Here is an 18,773-nt window from a genome sequence, read left to right on the forward strand (position 1 = left end):
TTGTCTTGGAGTTCTTGGTGCTCGGCTCGTTGAAGCTGATGGTCAATCAGGTAGCGATGCCTCTGGGCGGCGACCGGCGCCGGGCCACACTGGGTCTGCTGCTGCTCAACGCCAACCGCGAGGTGGCGACCAGCAGACTTCTGCAAGGACTGTGGGACGGCGAGGGGGCTCCTCCGACGGCGCGGAAGATCCTGCAGAACGCCGTCCGGGGGCTCCGGGTCGTGTTCGCCGAGCACACCCGGGTGGACAATCGTCCGCCGACCCTGCTGACGTGCCCGCATGGGTACCAGCTCCAGGTGGACCCGGCGCAGGTCGACATGTTCCGGTTCCGCACCGAGGCGCAGGCCGGCCGCGCGGAGCTGGCGGCGGGTCGGCCCGACACGGCGGCGGTCATCCTGCGCAGGGCACTCTCCCTGTGGCGTGGGCAGGCGCTGGCCGATCTGGTGGAGGCCGGTCATGCCTGGACCGAGCTGACGGCGCTGCAGAACGCCCGGCTGGACGTCATGGAGGACTACTACGAGGCCGAGCTGGCCAACGGCCGCCACCAGGCCGTCCTCGGCGACCTGGAGACGATGGTCGAGGCCGAGCCGCTGCGGGAGCGGGCGTGCAGCCAGCTGATGCTCGCGCTGTACCGCAGCGGCCGGCAGGCCGACGCCCTCGCCGCCTACCGTAAGGTGCGGCAGCGGCTGGGCGACCAGGTCGGTCTGGAGCCCAGCCGGGAGCTTCGGCTGCTGCAGCACGCGGTCCTGGTGCACGACCCGTCCCTGGCGGCCCCCGCCGGGCCCGCGCGGGGGCCGGCGGGGATCTCCGGGTCCGGCCGCGGACACGAACAGCGCGACCGCTTCGTCCTCTCGTCGGCCCCGTCCGCCCCACCGGTGCACGAACGTGCCGGAGGCAGCGTCAGCGCCGTTCTGATCCGCACGGACTTCGGGGCCGGGAGCCGTGGCGCCGACCTCGGCGAAGCCATGGAACGCACCGCCAAGACCGCGCGCGAAGTGGTGGAGCGGTTCGGCGGCGTCGTCGCCGGGGCGACCGGCTCGGTCACGCTCGCCCTGTTCAAGCCCACGTCCCCGCAGGAGGACCGCACCGACCGGGCCGCCGGGCGGGCGGTCCGCGCCACCATGGCACTGCGGCAGCGGATCTGCTTCGATACGCCGGAGGGCGAGCGGCCCGAACTGCGGGTCGCCGTGTCGACGGGAGACATCCCCGCCCGCCCCGACCAGAGCCCCCTGGCGTCGCTGCCCGTCAACGGCTCCCTCCTCGTCGCATGCGAGTCCCTGCTGCAGTTCGCCGAGCCCACGGAGATCGTGGTCTGCGACCGGACCAGGAGATTGACGGCTGCGACGATCCGCTACGACTGGGAGGGCGGCCCGCAGCCACGCTGGACCGTCCAAGGGCGGTGCGGTGAGGCAGCGGCCCCGCCCGCGCTCCCGGACCGAGAACCCGAACTCGACATACTGAGGAGCCTGCTGGAACGTGTCCGCCGCCGCTCCCGGCCGCATCTGGTCATGGTGCTCGGGGCACCGGGCATCGGCAAGACACCGCTGCTCAAGCAGTTCGAACGGCGGGTGGAGAACGCGGCGATCATGCGGCTGGGCGCCACGGGGCTGATCACCGGACCGGACACGGCGCTGCCCGCCGACCAACGCCCCCTCGTGGTGTTCGTCGACGACCTGCACCTCGCCGACAACGTTGTACTGGAGACCATCGAGGATCTCCTCGACCCACCGCGGCCGATGCCGGTGCTGGTGGTCGTCGCGGCGCGGCCGGAACTGTTCCGCAGGCGACCGCGCTGGGGCGCCGGCCAGCACCACGTCACCAGGATGACCCTCGAGCCGGTGCCGGCCGCCCCGCCCGTCGGCGAACCGGCGGAGTACGAAGTGCGCAAGCTCTGCCGGCCCGTCGGCTGACCACGGCTTCGTCCGTTGGTCCGGGGAGCCAGTTTTGCTGCCGGATCTGAGGTTCTCGAACCCGGCTGACCACCACCCCTGCACGGTTAACTGGCGAGGCTGAGTACTCGGCTGGAGGAGTGACAACACGATGGAGAACGAGGCCAGGCTGCGCAACTACCTCAAGCAGGCTGTCGGGGAGTTGCAGGAGACCCGTGACCGTCTGCACGAGATGCAGCGGGCCGCCGTCGAGCCGATCGCGATCGTCGGCATGGCTTGCCGCTTCCCGGGCGGAGTCGTCTCGCCCGACGGGCTGTGGGAGCTGGTGGCCGACGGCCGGGACGCGGTCGGGGACTTCCCCACCGACCGCGGATGGGACATCGAAGGGCGGTACGACCCGAACCCCGGCGTGCCGGGCAGCTTCTACGCCCGGGGCGGCGGATTCCTCCACGACGCGGCCGAGTTCGACGCCGACTTCTTCGGGATCTCCCCGCGGGAGGCCCTGGCGATGGACCCCCAGCAGCGCCTGCTGCTGGAGACCTCGTGGGAGGCCCTGGAACGGACCGGCATGGACCCGCAGTCCCTGCGGGGCAGCGACGTCGGCGTGTTCGTCGGGCTGATGGGCCACAGCGGCCAGCACTACGGGCTCGGAGCCGAGGAGTCCGGGCAGGGCGGTGACGGGTTCGGCGGTACCGGCAGCGCGGCCAGTGTCGCCTCCGGCCGGATCTCCTATCTGCTGGGCCTGGAGGGGCCGACGCTGACGGTCGACACCGCCTGCTCGTCCTCGCTGGTCACCATGGACCTGGCGAGCCGAACCCTGCGCGCGGGGGAGTGCTCCCTCGCGCTGGCCGGCGGTGCCGCGGTCATGCCCAGCCTCGACACGTTCGTGGATTTCTCACGCCAGCGCGGACTGGCCGAGGACGGCCGCTGCAAGGCGTTCTCGGCGGCAGCGGACGGCACAGGGTGGTCCGAGGGCGCGGGAATGCTGGTGCTGGAGCGGCTCTCGGACGCCGTACGGCTCGGCCACCCCGTCCTCGCCGTGATCCGGGGCAGCGCGGTCAACTCCGACGGTGCCTCCAACGGTCTGACCGCGCCCAACGGGCCGTCCCAGCAGCGAGTCATCCGCCGCGCACTGGCCAACGCCGGCCTCGCCCCGTCCGAGGTGGACGCGGTGGAGGCCCACGGTACGGGAACCAGTCTCGGCGACCCCATCGAGGCGCAGGCGCTCCTCGCGACCTACGGCCGGGAACGACCCGCCGACCAGCCGCTCTGGCTGGGGTCGCTGAAGTCCAACATCGGGCACTCCCAGGCCGCCGCCGGTGTCGGCGGCGTGATCAAGATGGTGCAGGCGCTCCGGCACGGTCTGCTGCCGAAGACGCTGCACGTGGAGGAGCCGACACCCGCCGTGGACTGGGCGTCCGGCCCGGTCGAACTGCTCACCGAAGCACGGGCCTGGCCCGAGACGGGCCGACCGCGCCGGGCCGCGGTCTCGGCTTTCGGGATCAGCGGCACCAACGCCCACCTGATCATCGAGCAGGCACCCGAACCCGAGCCCGTACCGGAGGCCGACCCGGCCCCGGAGGCCCCCGCGCACACCGCGGTGCCACTGCTGCTGTCCGCCTCGTCGGCGACGGCGCTCGCGGCCAGGGCCCGGCAGGTGCACGCCCACATCACCGCCCACCCCGACGCACCCGTGGCGGGCGCCCTCGCCACCAGCGCGCCGCAGCTGCCGCACCGCGCGGCCGTCACCGGCGACGACCCGCTGCCGGGACTCCAGGCGCTCGCCGACGGGCGGCCGTTCCCGGACGTACTGCTCGGCACCGCGCGCCCGCACGGCAAGAAGGTGTTCGTCTTTCCGGGCCAGGGATCGCAGTGGTCGGGCATGGCGCTCGACCTGCGCCGCGAATCCGACGTCTTCCGCGCCCAGTTCGACAGCTGCGCCGCCGCCCTCGCCCCCCATGTCGACTGGAACCTCCTCGACGAACTCGCCGGGCCGCTCGACCGGGTGGACATCGTGCAGCCCGCCCTGTGGGCCGTCATGATCTCCCTGGCCGCGCTGTGGGAGCACTACGGCGTGGCCCCCGACGCCGTGATCGGCCACTCCCAGGGCGAGATCGCCGCGGCGTACGTGGCCGGCGCGCTCTCCCTCGAAGACTCCGCCGCCGTCGTCGCCCTGCGGAGCAAGGCCATCACACGTCTGGCCGGCACCGGCGGTATGGGGTCCGTCCAGCTCTCCGCCGCCGAGACGGCGCTGCGCATCGAGCGGTACGAGGGCAAGGTGGAGATCGCCGCGGTCAACGGGCCCGGCAGCACGATCGTGTCCGGCACCCCCGCCGAACTGGCGGACCTCGTCGAGGTCTGCGAGGCCGACGGCGTACGCGCGCGGCTCATCCCCGTGGACTACGCCTCGCACTCGGCACACGTCGAGGCCCTGCGGGACGAGATCATCGAGTCCCTGTCCGGCGTCACACCCCGCTCCACCCGGATCCCGTTCCACTCGACGGTCACCAACGAGATACTGGCCGGCCCGGAACTGGACGCCGAGTACTGGGTCCGCAACCTGCGCCACACCGTCAACTTCGCCGCGGGTACCAGCCGGCTCCTGGAACAGGGGCACCGGGTGTTCGTCGAGGTCAGCGCGCACCCCGGGCTGACGGCGGCCATCGGCGCGACGGCCGAGGAGGCAGAGGTCTCCGACGTGGTCGTCCTGGACTCGCTGCGCCGGGACGACGGCGGTCCGACGCGTCTGCGCACCGCACTGGCCAAGGCGTACGTGCACGGCGTCGACATCGACTGGCACCTTCCGTCCACCCGGGCGGGGCTGCCGACGTACCCGTTCCAGCGCGCCCGTTACTGGCTGCTGGAGACCGCCGGGGCCGGGGACACCGCCGCGCTGGGGCTGCGGCCCGCCGACCACCCGCTGCTGGGCGCGGCCCTGCGCACGGCGGACGCGGACACACTCGTCCTCACCGGACGGCTTTCCCGCACCGCCCGGCCGTGGCTGGCCGATCACGGGGTCGGCGACTCGGTGCTCCTGCCCGGTACCGCGATGGTGGAGCTGGCCCTGCACGCCGGGGACCAGGTCGGATGCGGGCACCTGGCCGAGCTGACCCTGCACGCGCCGGTCGTCCTCGACGCCGACCTGGACCTCCAGGTGGTGATCGGCTCGGACACCGGTGACGGACGGCCGGTGAGCGTGTACACGGCTGCGAGCGGGAAGGACGACTGGACCCGGAACGCCGACGGCCTCCTGACCGCCGAAGAGCCCGGGACACCCGACGAACTGGCCTCCTGGCCCCCGCCGGGCGCGGTCGCCGTGCCGGTGGACGGGTTCTACGAGGCCCTCGCCGACCGCGGTTACCTCTACGGGCCTGCCTTCCAGGGCCTGCGTGCCGCCTGGCAGGACGGCGACGTGCTCTACGCGTCGGTCAAGCTGCCGGAGGAGCAGGAGGTCACCGGCTTCGGCCTGCACCCCGCGCTGCTCGACGCGTCGCTGCACGCGGCGGGCCTGGCCGAGGCGGACAGCGTCCGCATACCGTTCAGCTGGACCGACGTACACCTGTACGCCACCGGTGCCAGGACGGTCCGGGTGCGTCTCTCCCCGGCCGAGTCCGGGGCGGTCGCCGTACTCGTGACCGACGAGTCCGGACAGCCCGTCGCCTCCGTCGGGGGGCTCGTGCTGCGGCCGGTGGACACGGCGGCACTTGGACGGACGCGCACGGACGTCTCGGCTCTGTTCGGCCTGGACCTGGTGCCCGTGGAGCTGCCCGACGCGCCCGCGGAACAGGAGTGGGTGACGCTGGCGGCCGACGGCGGCGACCGCCCGGCCCCGTCGTCGCCGGCGACCGGCGCCCTGTGGACGTGCCCCACCGGAGACCTCGAAGAGGTCGTCGCCCGGACACTCGACGTGGTGCGGGACTGGCTCGCCGAGGAACACCTCGACACGGTCCCGCTCACCGTACTCACCCGCGCCGACGACCTCACCCACCGTGCCGTCACCGGTCTGCTGCGCACCGCGCGTACCGAGAACCCGGGCCGGCTGCGGCACATCGACGCCGACGGCCATCCGTTCACGCTGAGCGCCCTGCCCGCCGCGATGGCCGCCGGTCATCCGGAACTGGTCCTGCACGGAGGACTCGCCGCGGTGCCGCGACTCGTCCGCGCGGCCGCGTCGCCGGCGCTGGTGGAGCCGCGGGACCAGCCGTGGCAGCTCTCCCTCACCTACCGCGGCGAACTCGACGGCATGTCGCTCAGCCCCTGCCCCGAGGCCCTGCGTCCCCTGGAGACGGGCGAGGTACGGATCGAGGTCCGCGCGGGCGGCCTGAACTTCAAGGCCGTCCTGCTGGAACTCGGCATGGTGGCGCCCGACGAGTGGTCGTCGCTGGGCGAGGGCGCGGGCATCGTGCGCGAGGTGGGTCCCGGCGTCACCGGGCTGGTTCCCGGCGACCGGGTGATGGGCCTGTTCACCGGCGGCCTGGGTTCGGTCACCGTCTCCGACCGCAGGCTCGTTGTCCCGATGCCCAAGCGGCTGTCCTTCGCACAGGCCGCCGGTGTTCCGGTGGTGTACCTGACGGCGTACTACGGCCTCGCCGATCTGGCCGGGCTCCGGTCGGGAGAATCGCTGCTCCTGCACGCCGCGACCGGCGGTATGGGCTTCGCCGCACTGCAGCTCGCCCGGCACTGGGGCGTCGAGGTGTTCGGAACCGCCAGCTCCGGCAAGCGTGACGCACTGCGCGCCTGGGGCTTCGACGACGATCACCTCGCCGACTCCCGCAGCCTGGGTTACGCCGATCACTTCGCCGCCGCCACCGGCGGTCGCGGCGTGGACGTGGTGCTCAACTCACTGGCGAACGAGCACGTGGAAGAGTCGCTGGCCCTGCTGCCGCGCGGCGGCCGGTTCGTGGAGATGGGCAAGACCGACATCCGCGACGCCGAGGAGATCGCCGAGCGGTTCCCCGGTGTGAGCTACCGGGCGTTCGACGTGATGGAAGCGGGCTTCGACCGCCTCGGGGAGATGCTGGAGGAGATCCGGGTCCTGTTCGACGCGGGCGCGCTCCGGCCGATGCCCTTGACCACGTACGCCGTGCACCGGGCACCGGAGGCGTTCCGCTACCTCAGCCAGGCACGGCACGTGGGCAAGATCGTCATGACGCTGCCCACACCCCTCGACCCCGACGGTACGGTGCTGATCACCGGCGGTACCGGGGTGCTCGGCGGAGTCGTCGCCCGGCACCTGGTCGCCGAACACGGCGTACGCCGACTGCTGTTGACGAGCCGGCGCGGCCCGGCGGCCGAGGGCGCGGACGAACTGGCCGCAGAGCTGCGGGCGGCGGGTGCCGACGTCTCGGTCGTGGCGTGTGACGTCACCGACCGCAAGTCCCTCACGGACGTGGTGAGTTCGGCCCACCGGCTGACCGGAGTGATCCATGCGGCCGGAGCGCTCTCCGACGGCGTACTGGAAGCCCTGACCCGGGACGACCTCGACACCGTCCTGCGGACGAAGGCGCGGTCGGCATGGGACCTGCACGAGCTGACCCAGGAGCACGACCTCTCCCTGTTCGTGCTGTTCTCCTCGGCCGCCGGCGTGCTGGGCAACGCGGGCCAAGGCGGGTACGCCGCTGCCAACGCCTACCTCGACGGTCTCGCGGAACACCGGCGCGGCAGGGGACTGCCCGGCACGTCGATCGCTTGGGGCCTGTGGGAGCAGGTCAGCGCGATGACGAGCCATCTGGGCGACGCGGGCCGGGACCGGGTGTCCCGGATGGGCCTGGGCGCCATCAGTGACGAGCAGGGGCTGGCCCTGTTCGACGCCGCACTCCGATTCCACCGCTCGCTGGCGGTCGCGGTGCCGCTCGACGTGGCCCGCCTGCGGCTGAGCGGCCACCCGGTGCCCGACGTGCTGTCCGCCCTGGAGCCGGCGGCGCCGGCCCGGCGACGGGTGGCGGAGTCGGCGGCCGAGGCGGCACGGACGGACCGGTTCCTCGGACTGGCCCCGGCGCAGCGGCGCGCCGAACTGCTGCGACTGGTACGGGAGTCGGCGGCGGTCGTGCTCGGGCACGGCACGGCGGATGCGATCGACGGGGACGGCACCTTCAAGGAACTCGGGTTCGACTCACTGACCGCGGTGGAACTGCGCAACCGGCTGGGCAACGCCACTGGGCTGCGGCTGCCGCCCACCGTCGTGTTCGACCATCCGACATCGGCCGAGCTCGCCGGGTTCCTCGACGAACTGCTCGTACCGACCGAGGAGACGACCGTGCGGTCGGTCGTGGCGGAACTCGACCGGCTGACCGTCGCACAGCTCGACGAGAGCGAGCGGGGCGAACTCACCAAGCGGCTGCAGGAGGTTCTCCGTCGACTGGCGGCGCCCGTCGACGGGGGAGAGGAGCGGGACCTCGCCGCGGCCTCCGACGACGAACTCTTCGACTTCATCGACAGCGAACTCGACACCGCCTGACCCTGCTCGTCCGAACGAAAGAAGGCCGCCCGGAATGTCCACCAACGAGCAGAAGCTTCGAGAGTACCTGCGGCGGGTCACGACGGACCTGCGGCGTGCCCAGCGGGAACTGCGCGACGCTGACGCAGCCGCACACGAGCCGATCGCGATCGTTGGTATGGCAAGCCGCTTCCCGGGCGGCGCCGGCACCCCCGAGGAACTGTGGGAGCTGGTCCGCGACGGTCGGGACGCCCTCACGGACTTCCCGACCGACCGGGGGTGGGACCTCGACCGGCTGTACGACCCCGATCCCGACGCACCGGGCACCACGTACCTCACGCGGGGCGGGTTCCTTTCCGACGCGGCCGACTTCGACGCGGGGTTCTTCGGGATCTCGCCGCGCGAGGCACTGGCGATGGACCCGCAGCAGCGGCTGCTGCTGGAGACCTCGTGGGAGGCCCTGGAGAACGCCCGCATCGACCCGGCGTCGCTCAGGGGCACCGACACCGGTGTGTTCGTCGGCGTGGTCCCGCAGGAGTACATGCCCCGGGCGGGGGCGGCCCCCGAGGAGTTGGAGGGCTTCGTCCTCACCGGTGGCACCACCAGTGTCGCGTCGGGCCGGATCTCCTACTCCCTGGGCCTGCTGGGGCCGACGATGACGCTGGACACGGCCTGCTCGTCGTCACTGGTGTCGATCCATCTGGCGGAGCAGGCCCTGCGGGGCGGCGAGTGCGAGATCGTCCTGGCGGGCGGCGTCACCGTGATGTCCGGGCCCAGTGTGTTCGTGGGATTCTCCCGGCAGCGCGGGTTGGCTGTGGACGGTCGGTGCAAGGCGTTCGCGGCGGCGGCTGACGGGACCGGTTTCTCCGAGGGTGTGGGGATGCTGGTGCTGGCGCGGTTGTCGGTGGCGCGGGAGCGCGGGCTGCCGGTGCTGGGTCTGGTGCGGGGCAGTGCGGTGAACTCCGACGGTGCGTCCAACGGGCTGACCGCGCCCAGCGGTCCTTCCCAGCAGCGGGTCATCCGCTCGGCGCTGGCCAACGCCGGTCTGTCGCCCGCCGAGGTGGATGTGGTGGAGGCGCACGGCACGGGCACCGCGTTGGGTGACCCGATCGAGGCGCAGGCACTTCTGGCGACGTACGGCCGGTCCCGGCCGGACGGTCAGCCGCTGCTGCTGGGTTCGCTGAAGTCGAACATCGGGCACACCCAGGCGGCGGCCGGTGTGGGCGGTGTGATCAAGATGGTCATGGCGATGCGGCACGGTGTGGTGCCCAGGACGCTGCATGTGGATGAGCCGTCGCCCGCGGTGGACTGGTCGGCGGGAGCGGTCGAACTGGTCACCGAGGAACAGCCCTGGCCGGAGACCGGCCGGCCCCGCCGCTCCGCGGTCTCCTCCTTCGGTATCAGTGGGACGAACGCGCACGTCGTCCTGGAGCAGGCACCGGCGACCGCGCCGCCGTCCGAGGCGACGCCCGAGTCGCCGTCCGAGGCGACGCCCGAGTCGGCGTCCGCGTCGGCACCCGAGTCGGTGTCCGCGTCGGCACCCGCTTCCTCCGTGTCGCTTCCGGTGGTGCCGGTGGTGGTGTCGGGGCGTTCGGCGGGGGCGTTGCGGGAGGCTGCGGGTCGTCTGGCGGGTGTGGTGTCGGGCGGTGGTGTGGGTGTGCTGGATGTGGGGTTGTCGGCTGCGGTGTCGCGGTCGGTGTTCGAGCATCGTGGTGTGGTGCTGGCTTCGGGGTGTGAGGAGCTGGTGGCGGGGTTGCGGGTGTTGGCGGACGGTGGGTCTGCCGGTGGTGTGGTGTCGGGTGTGGCGGGTGAGGGCCGTGTGGGTGTGCTGTTCACCGGTCAGGGTGCGCAGTGGGCGGGGATGGGCCGGGAGCTGTACGAGGGGTTCCCGGTGTTCGCGGAGGCGTTCGACGAGGTGTGTGCGGGGTTCGACGGGCTGGTGCCGGGTTCGTTGCGGGAGGTGGTGTTCTCCGGTGCGGGGCTGGATGAGACGGGGTGGACGCAGCCGGCGTTGTTCGCGGTGGAGGTGGCGTTGTTTCGTCTGGTGCGGTCGTGGGGGGTGGGGGCGGACTGTGTGACGGGTCATTCGGTCGGTGAGCTGGCGGCGGCCTATGTGGCGGGTGTGTGGTCGCTGGCGGATGCATGCCGGGTGGTGGCGGCGCGGGGCCGGCTGATGCAGGCGTTGCCCGCGGGTGGGGCGATGGTGGCGGTCCGGGCCGGGGAGGCGGAGGTCGCCGAGTTGCTGGTGGGGCTGGAGGACAGGGTCGGTCTGGCGGCGGTCAATGGTCCGTCGTCGGTGGTGGTCTCGGGTGCGGAGTCGGCGGTCGGGGGTGTGGTCGGGGTGCTGGCCGGGCGGGGAGTGAAGACGAACCGGCTGTCGGTGTCCCATGCGTTTCATTCGCCGTTGATGGATCCGGTGCTGGAGGAGTTCGCCGCGGTGCTGGAGGGGGTGGAGTTCTGTGAGCCGTCGGTGGAGATGGCGGCGGATGTGGCGGATGTGTGTTCGGTGGGGTATTGGGTTGATCATGTGCGGGAGCCGGTGCGGTTCGCGGATCAGCTGGTGCGGTTGCGGGAGCGGGGGGTGACCACGTTCCTGGAGGTCGGTCCGGACGGTGTGCTGAGCGCGATGGGTCCGCATGTGGTGGCGGACGGGGTGTTCGTGGCGGTGCAGCGGCGGGAGCAGCCGCAGGTGGTGACCGCGTTGACGGCGTTGGCGCGGGTCCACGCGGCCGGTCACGGGGTGGACTGGGCGCGGGTGTTCACCGGGACCGGGGCCACACTGGTCGACCTGCCGACCTACCCCTTCCAACACCAGCCCTACTGGATGCTGGAGAACTCCTCCGGCGGTGTCGTCTCGGCGGGCCAGACGGCCGCGAGCCACCCCATGCTGGACGCCGTCGTACGGGTCGCCGGCGCCGACGAGGTCGTGTTCACCGGCCGCCTCTCGGCACGGACACACGCCTGGATCACCGAACACGAGCTGGGCGGCCGGGCCCTGGTGCCCGGCACCGCGCTGCTCGACATGGCGCTCTGGGCCGGCGACGAGACCGGCTGCGCCGGCGTGGCCGAGATGGTCGTCGCCGCGCCGCTGGTCCTTGCCGCGACCGGCGGGGTGCGCGTCCAGGTCGTCGTGAAGGAACCGCAGGAGAACGGAGACCGGCCGTTCGCGATCCACTCCTGCCGGGAGAACGAGGACGAGTGGGTCTGCCACGCCACCGGCACGCTGGCCTCCTCGTCCCCGGCGCCGGGCTTCGAACTGAGTGCGTGGCCGCCCGCCGGCGCCGAACCCGTGGAGACGGACGGCTTCTACGACCGGCTCGCGGAGGGCGGCTACGTCTACGGCCCGGTCTTCCGCGGGCTGCGGACACTCTGGCGCCGAGACGCCGCCGACGGCGCCGAGTTCTTCGCCGAAGTGGCGCTTCCGGACCGTACGGACGTCACGGGATTCGGGATCCATCCCGCCCTGTTCGACGCGGCCATCCACCCCCGGGTCGTCGCCGCGATCACGGACGCGGGCGACGACTTCACCCTGCTGCTGCCGTTCGTGTGGAGCGGCATCAGCCTCTACGCCACCGGTGCGACCGCACTGCGGGTCCGGGTCCTCATCGACAACGAGACCGAGGGCGGCACATCCTGCCTGGTCCAGTTCGCCGACGAGGCGGGCCGGCCCGTGGGCGAGGTCCGGTCGGTGGAAGCCCGCCCGGTGTCGGCCGACCGGTCCGCCGCGCGGGAGGCGACGACGGGCTCGCTCTTCGGCGTGGACTGGAACCCGGCCGAGGTGGCGCCGACCGAGCCCGCAGGACGCTGGGCCCTGATCGGCTCTCCCGACTGGCCGGCCGGCGATGTACTGGCGCTCGACCGCCAGGCGACGCTGCCGGACGCGGTCGGGGCCGATGTACTGGTCGTGGCCTGTGCCGGACAGCCCGGCGCCGATCCCGTCGAGTCGGTGCACGACACGACGGCCCAGGTACTGGAACTGCTGCGCGAGTGGCTGGCCGACGACCGGTTCCTGTCGAGTCGCCTCGTCGCGGTGACCCGCGGCGCGGTGGTCACCGGGGAGAACGACGCCGATCCTGACCTGGCGGGCGCCGCGGTGTGGGGCCTGCTGCGGTCGGCGCAGGCGGAGCACCCCGACCGGATCGTGCTGGCGGACGTCGACGACGACCCGGCCTCGCTCCTGGTCCTGCCCGCCGTGCTGGCGGCCGGCCACGACCAGGTCGCGATACGCGCGGGTGCGGTGACCGTGCCCCGCCTGGCACCGCGCTTCCCGGTGGAGGTGGTGCGGCCGGAGGTGGCGGCCGAGGGCACGGTCCTGGTCACCGGCGGAACCGGCGCGCTGGGCTCCCTGTTCGCCCGGCACCTGGTCACCGACTACGGCGTACGCCACCTGCTGCTCACCAGCCGACGCGGCGACAACGCCCCCGGCGCCACCGAACTCGCGGCCGAACTCACCGCCCTGGGCGCCACCGTCCGCATCACCGCCTGCGACGCCGCCGACCGCACCGCCCTCGCCGCCCTCCTCGACACCGTCCCCCCAGAACACCCCCTCACCGGCATCGTCCACACCGCCGGCATCATCGACGACGGCATCATCACCGCCCTCACCCCCGACCGCCTCACAACCGTCCTCCGCCCCAAGGCCGACGCCGCCTGGCACCTCCACGACCTCACCCGCGACCAACCCCTCACCCTCTTCGTCCTGTTCTCCTCGCTCGCCGGCACGCTGGGCAACGCGGGTCAGGCCAACTACTCGGCGGCCAACCACTTCCTCGACGCGCTCGCACAGCACCGCCGGGCGAACGGGCTTCCCGCCTTCTCGCTCGGCTGGGGTCTGTGGGCCGCCGAGGGCGGCATGCAGGCAGGGGCCAGTACCGCCACGTCCGAGAAGCAGCGGCAGTCGGGCCTCCGGCCGCTCTCCGCGGAGAGCGGTACGGCGCTCTTCGACCGGGCGGTGGCGTCCAGCGACCCGGTGGCGCTGCCGGCCGACCTGGACCTGCGGGCGCTGCGGTCCGGTTCGGGCCGGGTTCCCTCGATGCTGCGCAGCCTGGCCGGACGTTCGGCCCGCCGGGTGGTGGGGCAGGGCGCAGGTGACCAGCAGGCGCTGGCCGCCCGGCTGGCCGCACTGGCGCAGCCCGAGCGGCGTGAGCACGTCGCCGACCTGGTACGCACCGCCGTGGCCACGGTGCTCGGGTTCGGTGCGGGCGAGCGGATCAGCGAGACCGTGCCCCTGCGCGAGCTGGGCTTCGACTCGCTGACCGGGGTCGAGCTGCGCAACCAGCTGATCGCGTCCACCGGCCTCCAGCTGTCGCCCGGCCTGGTGTTCGACTATCCGACGGTCTCGGCGCTCGCCGAGTACCTGCTGTCCGAACTGAGCGGTGAACTGCCGGATCGGGCCGCGGCCGTGGCCGCGTCCGTCCCGGGCCCCGGGGGCGCCAACGACCCCATCGCGATCGTCGGGATGGCCTGCCGCTTCCCCGGCGGGGCCAACACGCCCGAGGGGCTGTGGAAGCTGATCGCGGACGGCGTGGACGCGATATCGGACATGCCCGACGACCGCGGCTGGGACATCGAGCAGCTCTGGGACCCGGACCCCGACAAGCCGGGCACGTTCTACCCGCGCGAAGGCGGATTCGTCCACGACGTCGCCGACTTCGACGCCGGCTTCTTCGGGATCTCCCCGCGCGAGGCGCAGGCACTCGACCCCCAGCAGCGGCTGCTGCTGGAGACCTCGTGGGAAGCGCTGGAGAGCAGCGGCATCGACCCGCTCTCGCTGCGGGGGAGCAACACGGGCGTCTACACCGGACTGACCGACCAGAGCTACGGCGCGGGCGCCGGCACGGCCGAGGGCGGCACGGAGGGCTATCTGCTCAGCGGCTCGACCCCGTCCTTCGGTTCCGGCCGGGTCTCCTACGTCCTCGGGCTGGAAGGCCCGACGATGTCCATCGACACGGCGTGCTCGTCGGTCCTGGTCTCGATGCACCTCGCCGCGAACGCGGTGCGCAGCGGTGAGTGCTCCCTCGCACTCGCCGGCGGTGCGACGGTGATGGCACAGCCCATTGGGTTCGTCGAGTTCTCCCGCCAGCGGACGCTCGCACCCGATGGACGGTCCAAGGCGTTCGCCGAGTCCGCGGACGGTACCGGCTGGTCGGAGGGCGTCGGCCTGTTCATCCTGGAACGGCTGTCCGACGCCCGACGGAACGGGCACCCGGTGCTCGCCGTGCTCAAGGGCAGTGCGGTGAACTCCGACGGTGCGTCCAACGGCCTGACCGCGCCCAACGGCCCCTCCCAGCAGCGGGTCATCCGGCAGGCGCTGGCCAACGCCGACCTGGCGCCGACCGAGGTGGACCTCGTGGAGGCGCACGGGACCGGCACCCGGCTCGGCGACCCGATCGAGGCCGAGGCCCTGATGGCGACCTACGGCAGGGACCGGCCGGTGGACCGCCCGGTCTGGCTGGGGTCGGTGAAGTCGAACATCGGACACACCCAGCACGCCGCCGGCGCGGGCGGGCTGATCAAGGCGGTCATGGCCATCCGGCACGGCCTGATGCCGAAGACCCTGCACGCGGAGGAGCCGACGTCCGCGGTCGACTGGTCCTCGGGTGCGATGCGGCTGCTGACCGAGACCCGCCCGTGGCCCGAGCTGAACCGGCCGCGCCGGGCCGCGGTGTCCGCGTTCGGCATGAGCGGCACCAACGCGCACGTCATCCTGGAGCAGGCCCCCGACGAGCCCGCCGCCTCCCCTGCGGACAGTGGGGCGTCCCTGCCGGCGGTGCCGTGGGTGCTGTCGGCCAAGACGCCGCAGGCGCTGCGCGCGCAGGCCACGCGGTTGTCGTCCCTGGTGGACTCCGACGCCGCCCCGGACCCGCTCGACATCGGGTTCTCCCTCGCGACCCGGTCGGTGTTCGATCACCGCGCGGTGCTCGTCACCGGCGATGCCGCACAGACCCTGGCCGGGCTGCGGGCGATCGCCGAGGACGAGGCGCCCGCGGCCCGGGACGGCCGGACCGCGTACCTGTTCACCGGCCGCTCCATGGAGGGACCGGACCCGGAGCTGTACGCGACCGCGCCGGTGTACGCGAAGGCCTTCGACGAGGTACTGGCCGAACTCGGCGGACAGAAGGACGGGTTGGTCCTCCTCGCCGCCGAGGTGGCGCTGTTCCGCCTGGTCGGGTCCTGGGGTGTCACGTTCGGCTGTGTCGCCGGAACCGGGGCCGGTGAGATCGCCGCCGCGTACGCCGCCGGGGCGCTCTCGCCGGCCGACGCGGCACGGCTGATGGCCGAGGACGGGCCCGACGTGACGTTCACCGAACCGCGGATACCGGTGCTGTCGCTGCGCACCGGCCGGCCGGTCACCGCCGGCGACCCGCTGGGGCTGCCCGGGTCGGAGGGGATCGCCGACGCCGAGCGGTGGATGCACGAACAGCGTGTGACCCGGTTCGCCGAGTCGGGCCCCGGGCGCGTACGCGAAGGGTCGGTGCTCCTGCGACGCGACGACCAGCCGGGCGTCCGCGCGGTCCTCGACGGTGTGGGCGGCCTGTTCGTCGCCGGCGCGGCCGTCGACTGGACTGCCGTGTTCGCCGGGACCGGCGCCGGCCGGACCGAGCTGCCCACCTATCCCTTCCAGCGCGACCGGTACTGGCTCGCCGCGTCGACCGGCGACGGCGACTCCGTCCCCGACCCCGGCTCCGGGCACGCGCTGCTCGGCGCGGCCGTCGCGGTGGCGAGCCGGGACGAGCTGGTGTTCACCAGCCGCCTGTCGCTCACCACGCACCCCTGGCTGGCGGACCACGTCGTCTCCGGTGTGCCGGTGCTGCCCGGGTCCGCCCTGGTGGAGCTGGCGATCCGGGCCGGCGACGCGACCGCCTGCCCGGTGCTGGACGAACTCACGATCACCGAGCCGCTCGTCCTGCCCGACCGGGCGGCCCTGCAGGTGCAGGTCGTGACCGGCGCGGCCGACGACACCGGGCGGCGGTCGGTCGGGATCTACAGCCGGCCCGCCGAGGGCCTGGGCGAGGACGCCTTGCACGGGATGTGGACCGTGCACGCCACCGGCGTGCTGGCCCCCGCCGCCGTCCCGCCGGAGACCGAGCCGGCCACCTGGCCCCCGACCGGAGCCTCGGCGGTGGACTGGGCGTACGAGGACCTCGCGGACGCGGGCCACGGTTACGGGCCGGTGTTCCAGGGCCTGGAGTCGGTGTTCCGCCGAGGGGAGGAACTGTTCGCCGAAGTCCGCCTCCCCGACGCGGCAGTCGCCGACCTCGGCAGGTTCGGGATCCACCCGGCCCTGCTGGAGGCCGCCGTGCAGCCGCTGTTCACCGGCCGCTCCGACACGGCACGGGACGGTTCGGTCCCGCAGCCGCTCAGCTGGGAGGCCATCACCCTGCACGCCGACGGGGCGACCGTCCTGCGCGTGCACCTCACCCCCGCCGGACGGGACACCTTCCGCCTCGACGTGACCGACGAGGCCGGGCTGCCGGTGCTGACCGGGTCGGTGGGCCTGGCCCCCGTACACCTGACGCCCAGGGGCGGCGCGGTGTCCGCCCCATCGGCCACGGCTTCGCTGTTCGAACTCGGCTGGGCGCCTGTCGAGTCGGCGGACAGCGACGAGCCGGAGAGCCTGCTCGCTCTGCTCGGCGAGGGCGACGGCGCTCTCGCGGCCGTCGCGCCGCTGCGGTTCGGCGACGTCAAGGAGGCAGCGGCTTCCTACACGCCGTGGGACGTCCTGCTGTTTCGGCCGTCGGAGCCCGACCCCACCGGCGACCAGGCTGCCGCCGTGCACCGGGCCGTCGAGGAGGCGCTCGGCGTCGCACAGTCCTGGCTCGCTCAGGAAGACCTCCCGGACAACCGCCTGGTCGTGGTGACCGGGGGAGCGATGGCCGTCGACGAGACCGACGACATCCGCGACCCGGCCGGCGCCGCCGTATGGGGTCTGCTGCGGTCCGCCCAGGCGGAGAACCCCGACCGGATCGTGCTGGTCGACCTGGACGACGACCCGGCCTCGGCCGAGCTGCTGTTCCTGGCCGCGCAGACCGGCGAGCCCCAACTCGCAGTCCGGGAAGGGCGCATGCTCGCGCCGCAGCTCGTGCCGTCGGCGGTACCTGCCGCGGCGGCGCCCGTACCGGCGGCGGGCGGCACCGTCCTCGTCACCGGCGCCGACGGGCAGCTGGGCGCGCTGTTCGCCCGGCACCTCGTCACCGCGTACGGCGTGGAACACGTGATGCTCGCAGAACCGCACGGGGCGGACTCGTCCGCCGGGCCGCTGCGGGACGAGCTGACCGCGCTCGGCGCGACGGTCACGGTGGTCACCTGCGACCTGGCCGACAGGGGCGCGGTCCGCGCGATGCTCGCGGGCATCCCCGCCGCTCATCCGCTGACCGGCGTCGTGCACACCGAGAACGTCCTGGACGACGGCGTGTTCACGGGGCTCACCACCGAACGGGTCGCGAAGGTGCTGCGGCCCAAGGTGGACGGCGCGTGGCATCTGCACGAGCTGACCGCCGAGGCCCGGCCCGAGCTGTTCGTGCTGTTCTCGTCGGTCGTCGGCATGCTCGGCTCCCCGGGACAGGCCAACTTCGCCTCGGCGAACGCGTATCTGGACGCCCTGGCCACGCGTCGCCGGGCCGCGGGACTGCCCGCGGTGTCGCTCGCCTGGGGCCGGATGGTCGAAGGCGGACAGTCCGGCCTGCGGCTGATCGTCGAGGACGAGGCGACCGAGCTGTTCGACGCCGCGCTCGCAGGCGGGCACGCCGTCGTCGCTCCGGCACCGCTCGACCTGCCCGCCCTGCGCCGCGGCTCCGTGCCGGTGGCGGCGGTGCTGCGCGGACTGGTGCCGCGTGCCGAACGCCGCAAGGCCAGCGCCGACCTGCCGGTCGACCGGTTCGCGACGATGACCAGGACCGAGGCGGAGACGTACCTGCGTGACCTGGTACGCGCCGAGGCGGCCGCGATACTGGGCCACGCGACGCCGGAGAACCTCAAGTGGGAGGTCTCCTTCCGGGACTCCGGATTCGACTCGCTGTCCGCCGTCCAGTTCCGCAACCGGCTGGGTGAGGAAACGGGCCTCTCCCTGCCGACCACGCTTGTCTTCGACTACGCCTCGCCCGACGTGCTGGTCGACCACCTGATGGAGCGGCTCGACGTCACCGACGGCGTCAGCCGCCGCTCCGCACTGTCCGAACTGGACAAGCTGGAGGCGCTGCTGATGGCCGTCCCGGCCGACGAGCCGGCCGACGAAGGCGTCGGGCACCGGGAGATCGCCGCCCGGCTGAATACCATCCTCACCCGCTGGAACAAGGCCAGGACCCCCGCACGGCCCGATGCGGCCACCGGTGAGACCGACCTGACCGCCGTGATCGAGACCGCGACCGAGAACGAGGTCTTCGACTTCATCGACAGGGAGCTGGGCCGCTCCTCCGCCCACCCGAACCACTGACCGCAGATATCAAGGA

General features: G+C 73.0%; 3 protein-coding genes. All 3 read left to right on the forward strand.

From position 1 onward, the window contains the following. The first annotated feature begins 5 nt into the window (after window positions 1-5). The 3 genes from N7925_RS26975 (at window position 6) to N7925_RS26985 (ending at window position 18,757) form a co-directional block, all read left to right on the forward strand. Entirely contained in the window at window positions 6-1,910 is a 1,905-nt protein-coding gene (locus N7925_RS26975; protein ID WP_265602006.1) for a BTAD domain-containing putative transcriptional regulator, read from the forward strand. Window positions 1,911-2,040: 130 nt separating this feature from the next. Next, entirely contained in the window at window positions 2,041-8,346 is a 6,306-nt protein-coding gene (locus N7925_RS26980) for a type I polyketide synthase (protein WP_274345423.1), read from the forward strand. A 34-nt stretch (window positions 8,347-8,380) separates the two neighbouring features. Beyond that, the gene (locus N7925_RS26985; protein ID WP_274345424.1) at window positions 8,381-18,757 is read left to right on the forward strand and encodes a type I polyketide synthase; all 10,377 of its coding nucleotides are present in this window, start codon (window positions 8,381-8,383) and stop codon (window positions 18,755-18,757) included. Window positions 18,758-18,773: the final 16 nt, after the last annotated feature.

This window comes from Streptomyces sp. CA-278952 (assembly GCF_028747205.1).
Lineage (GTDB): Bacteria > Actinomycetota > Actinomycetes > Streptomycetales > Streptomycetaceae > Streptomyces.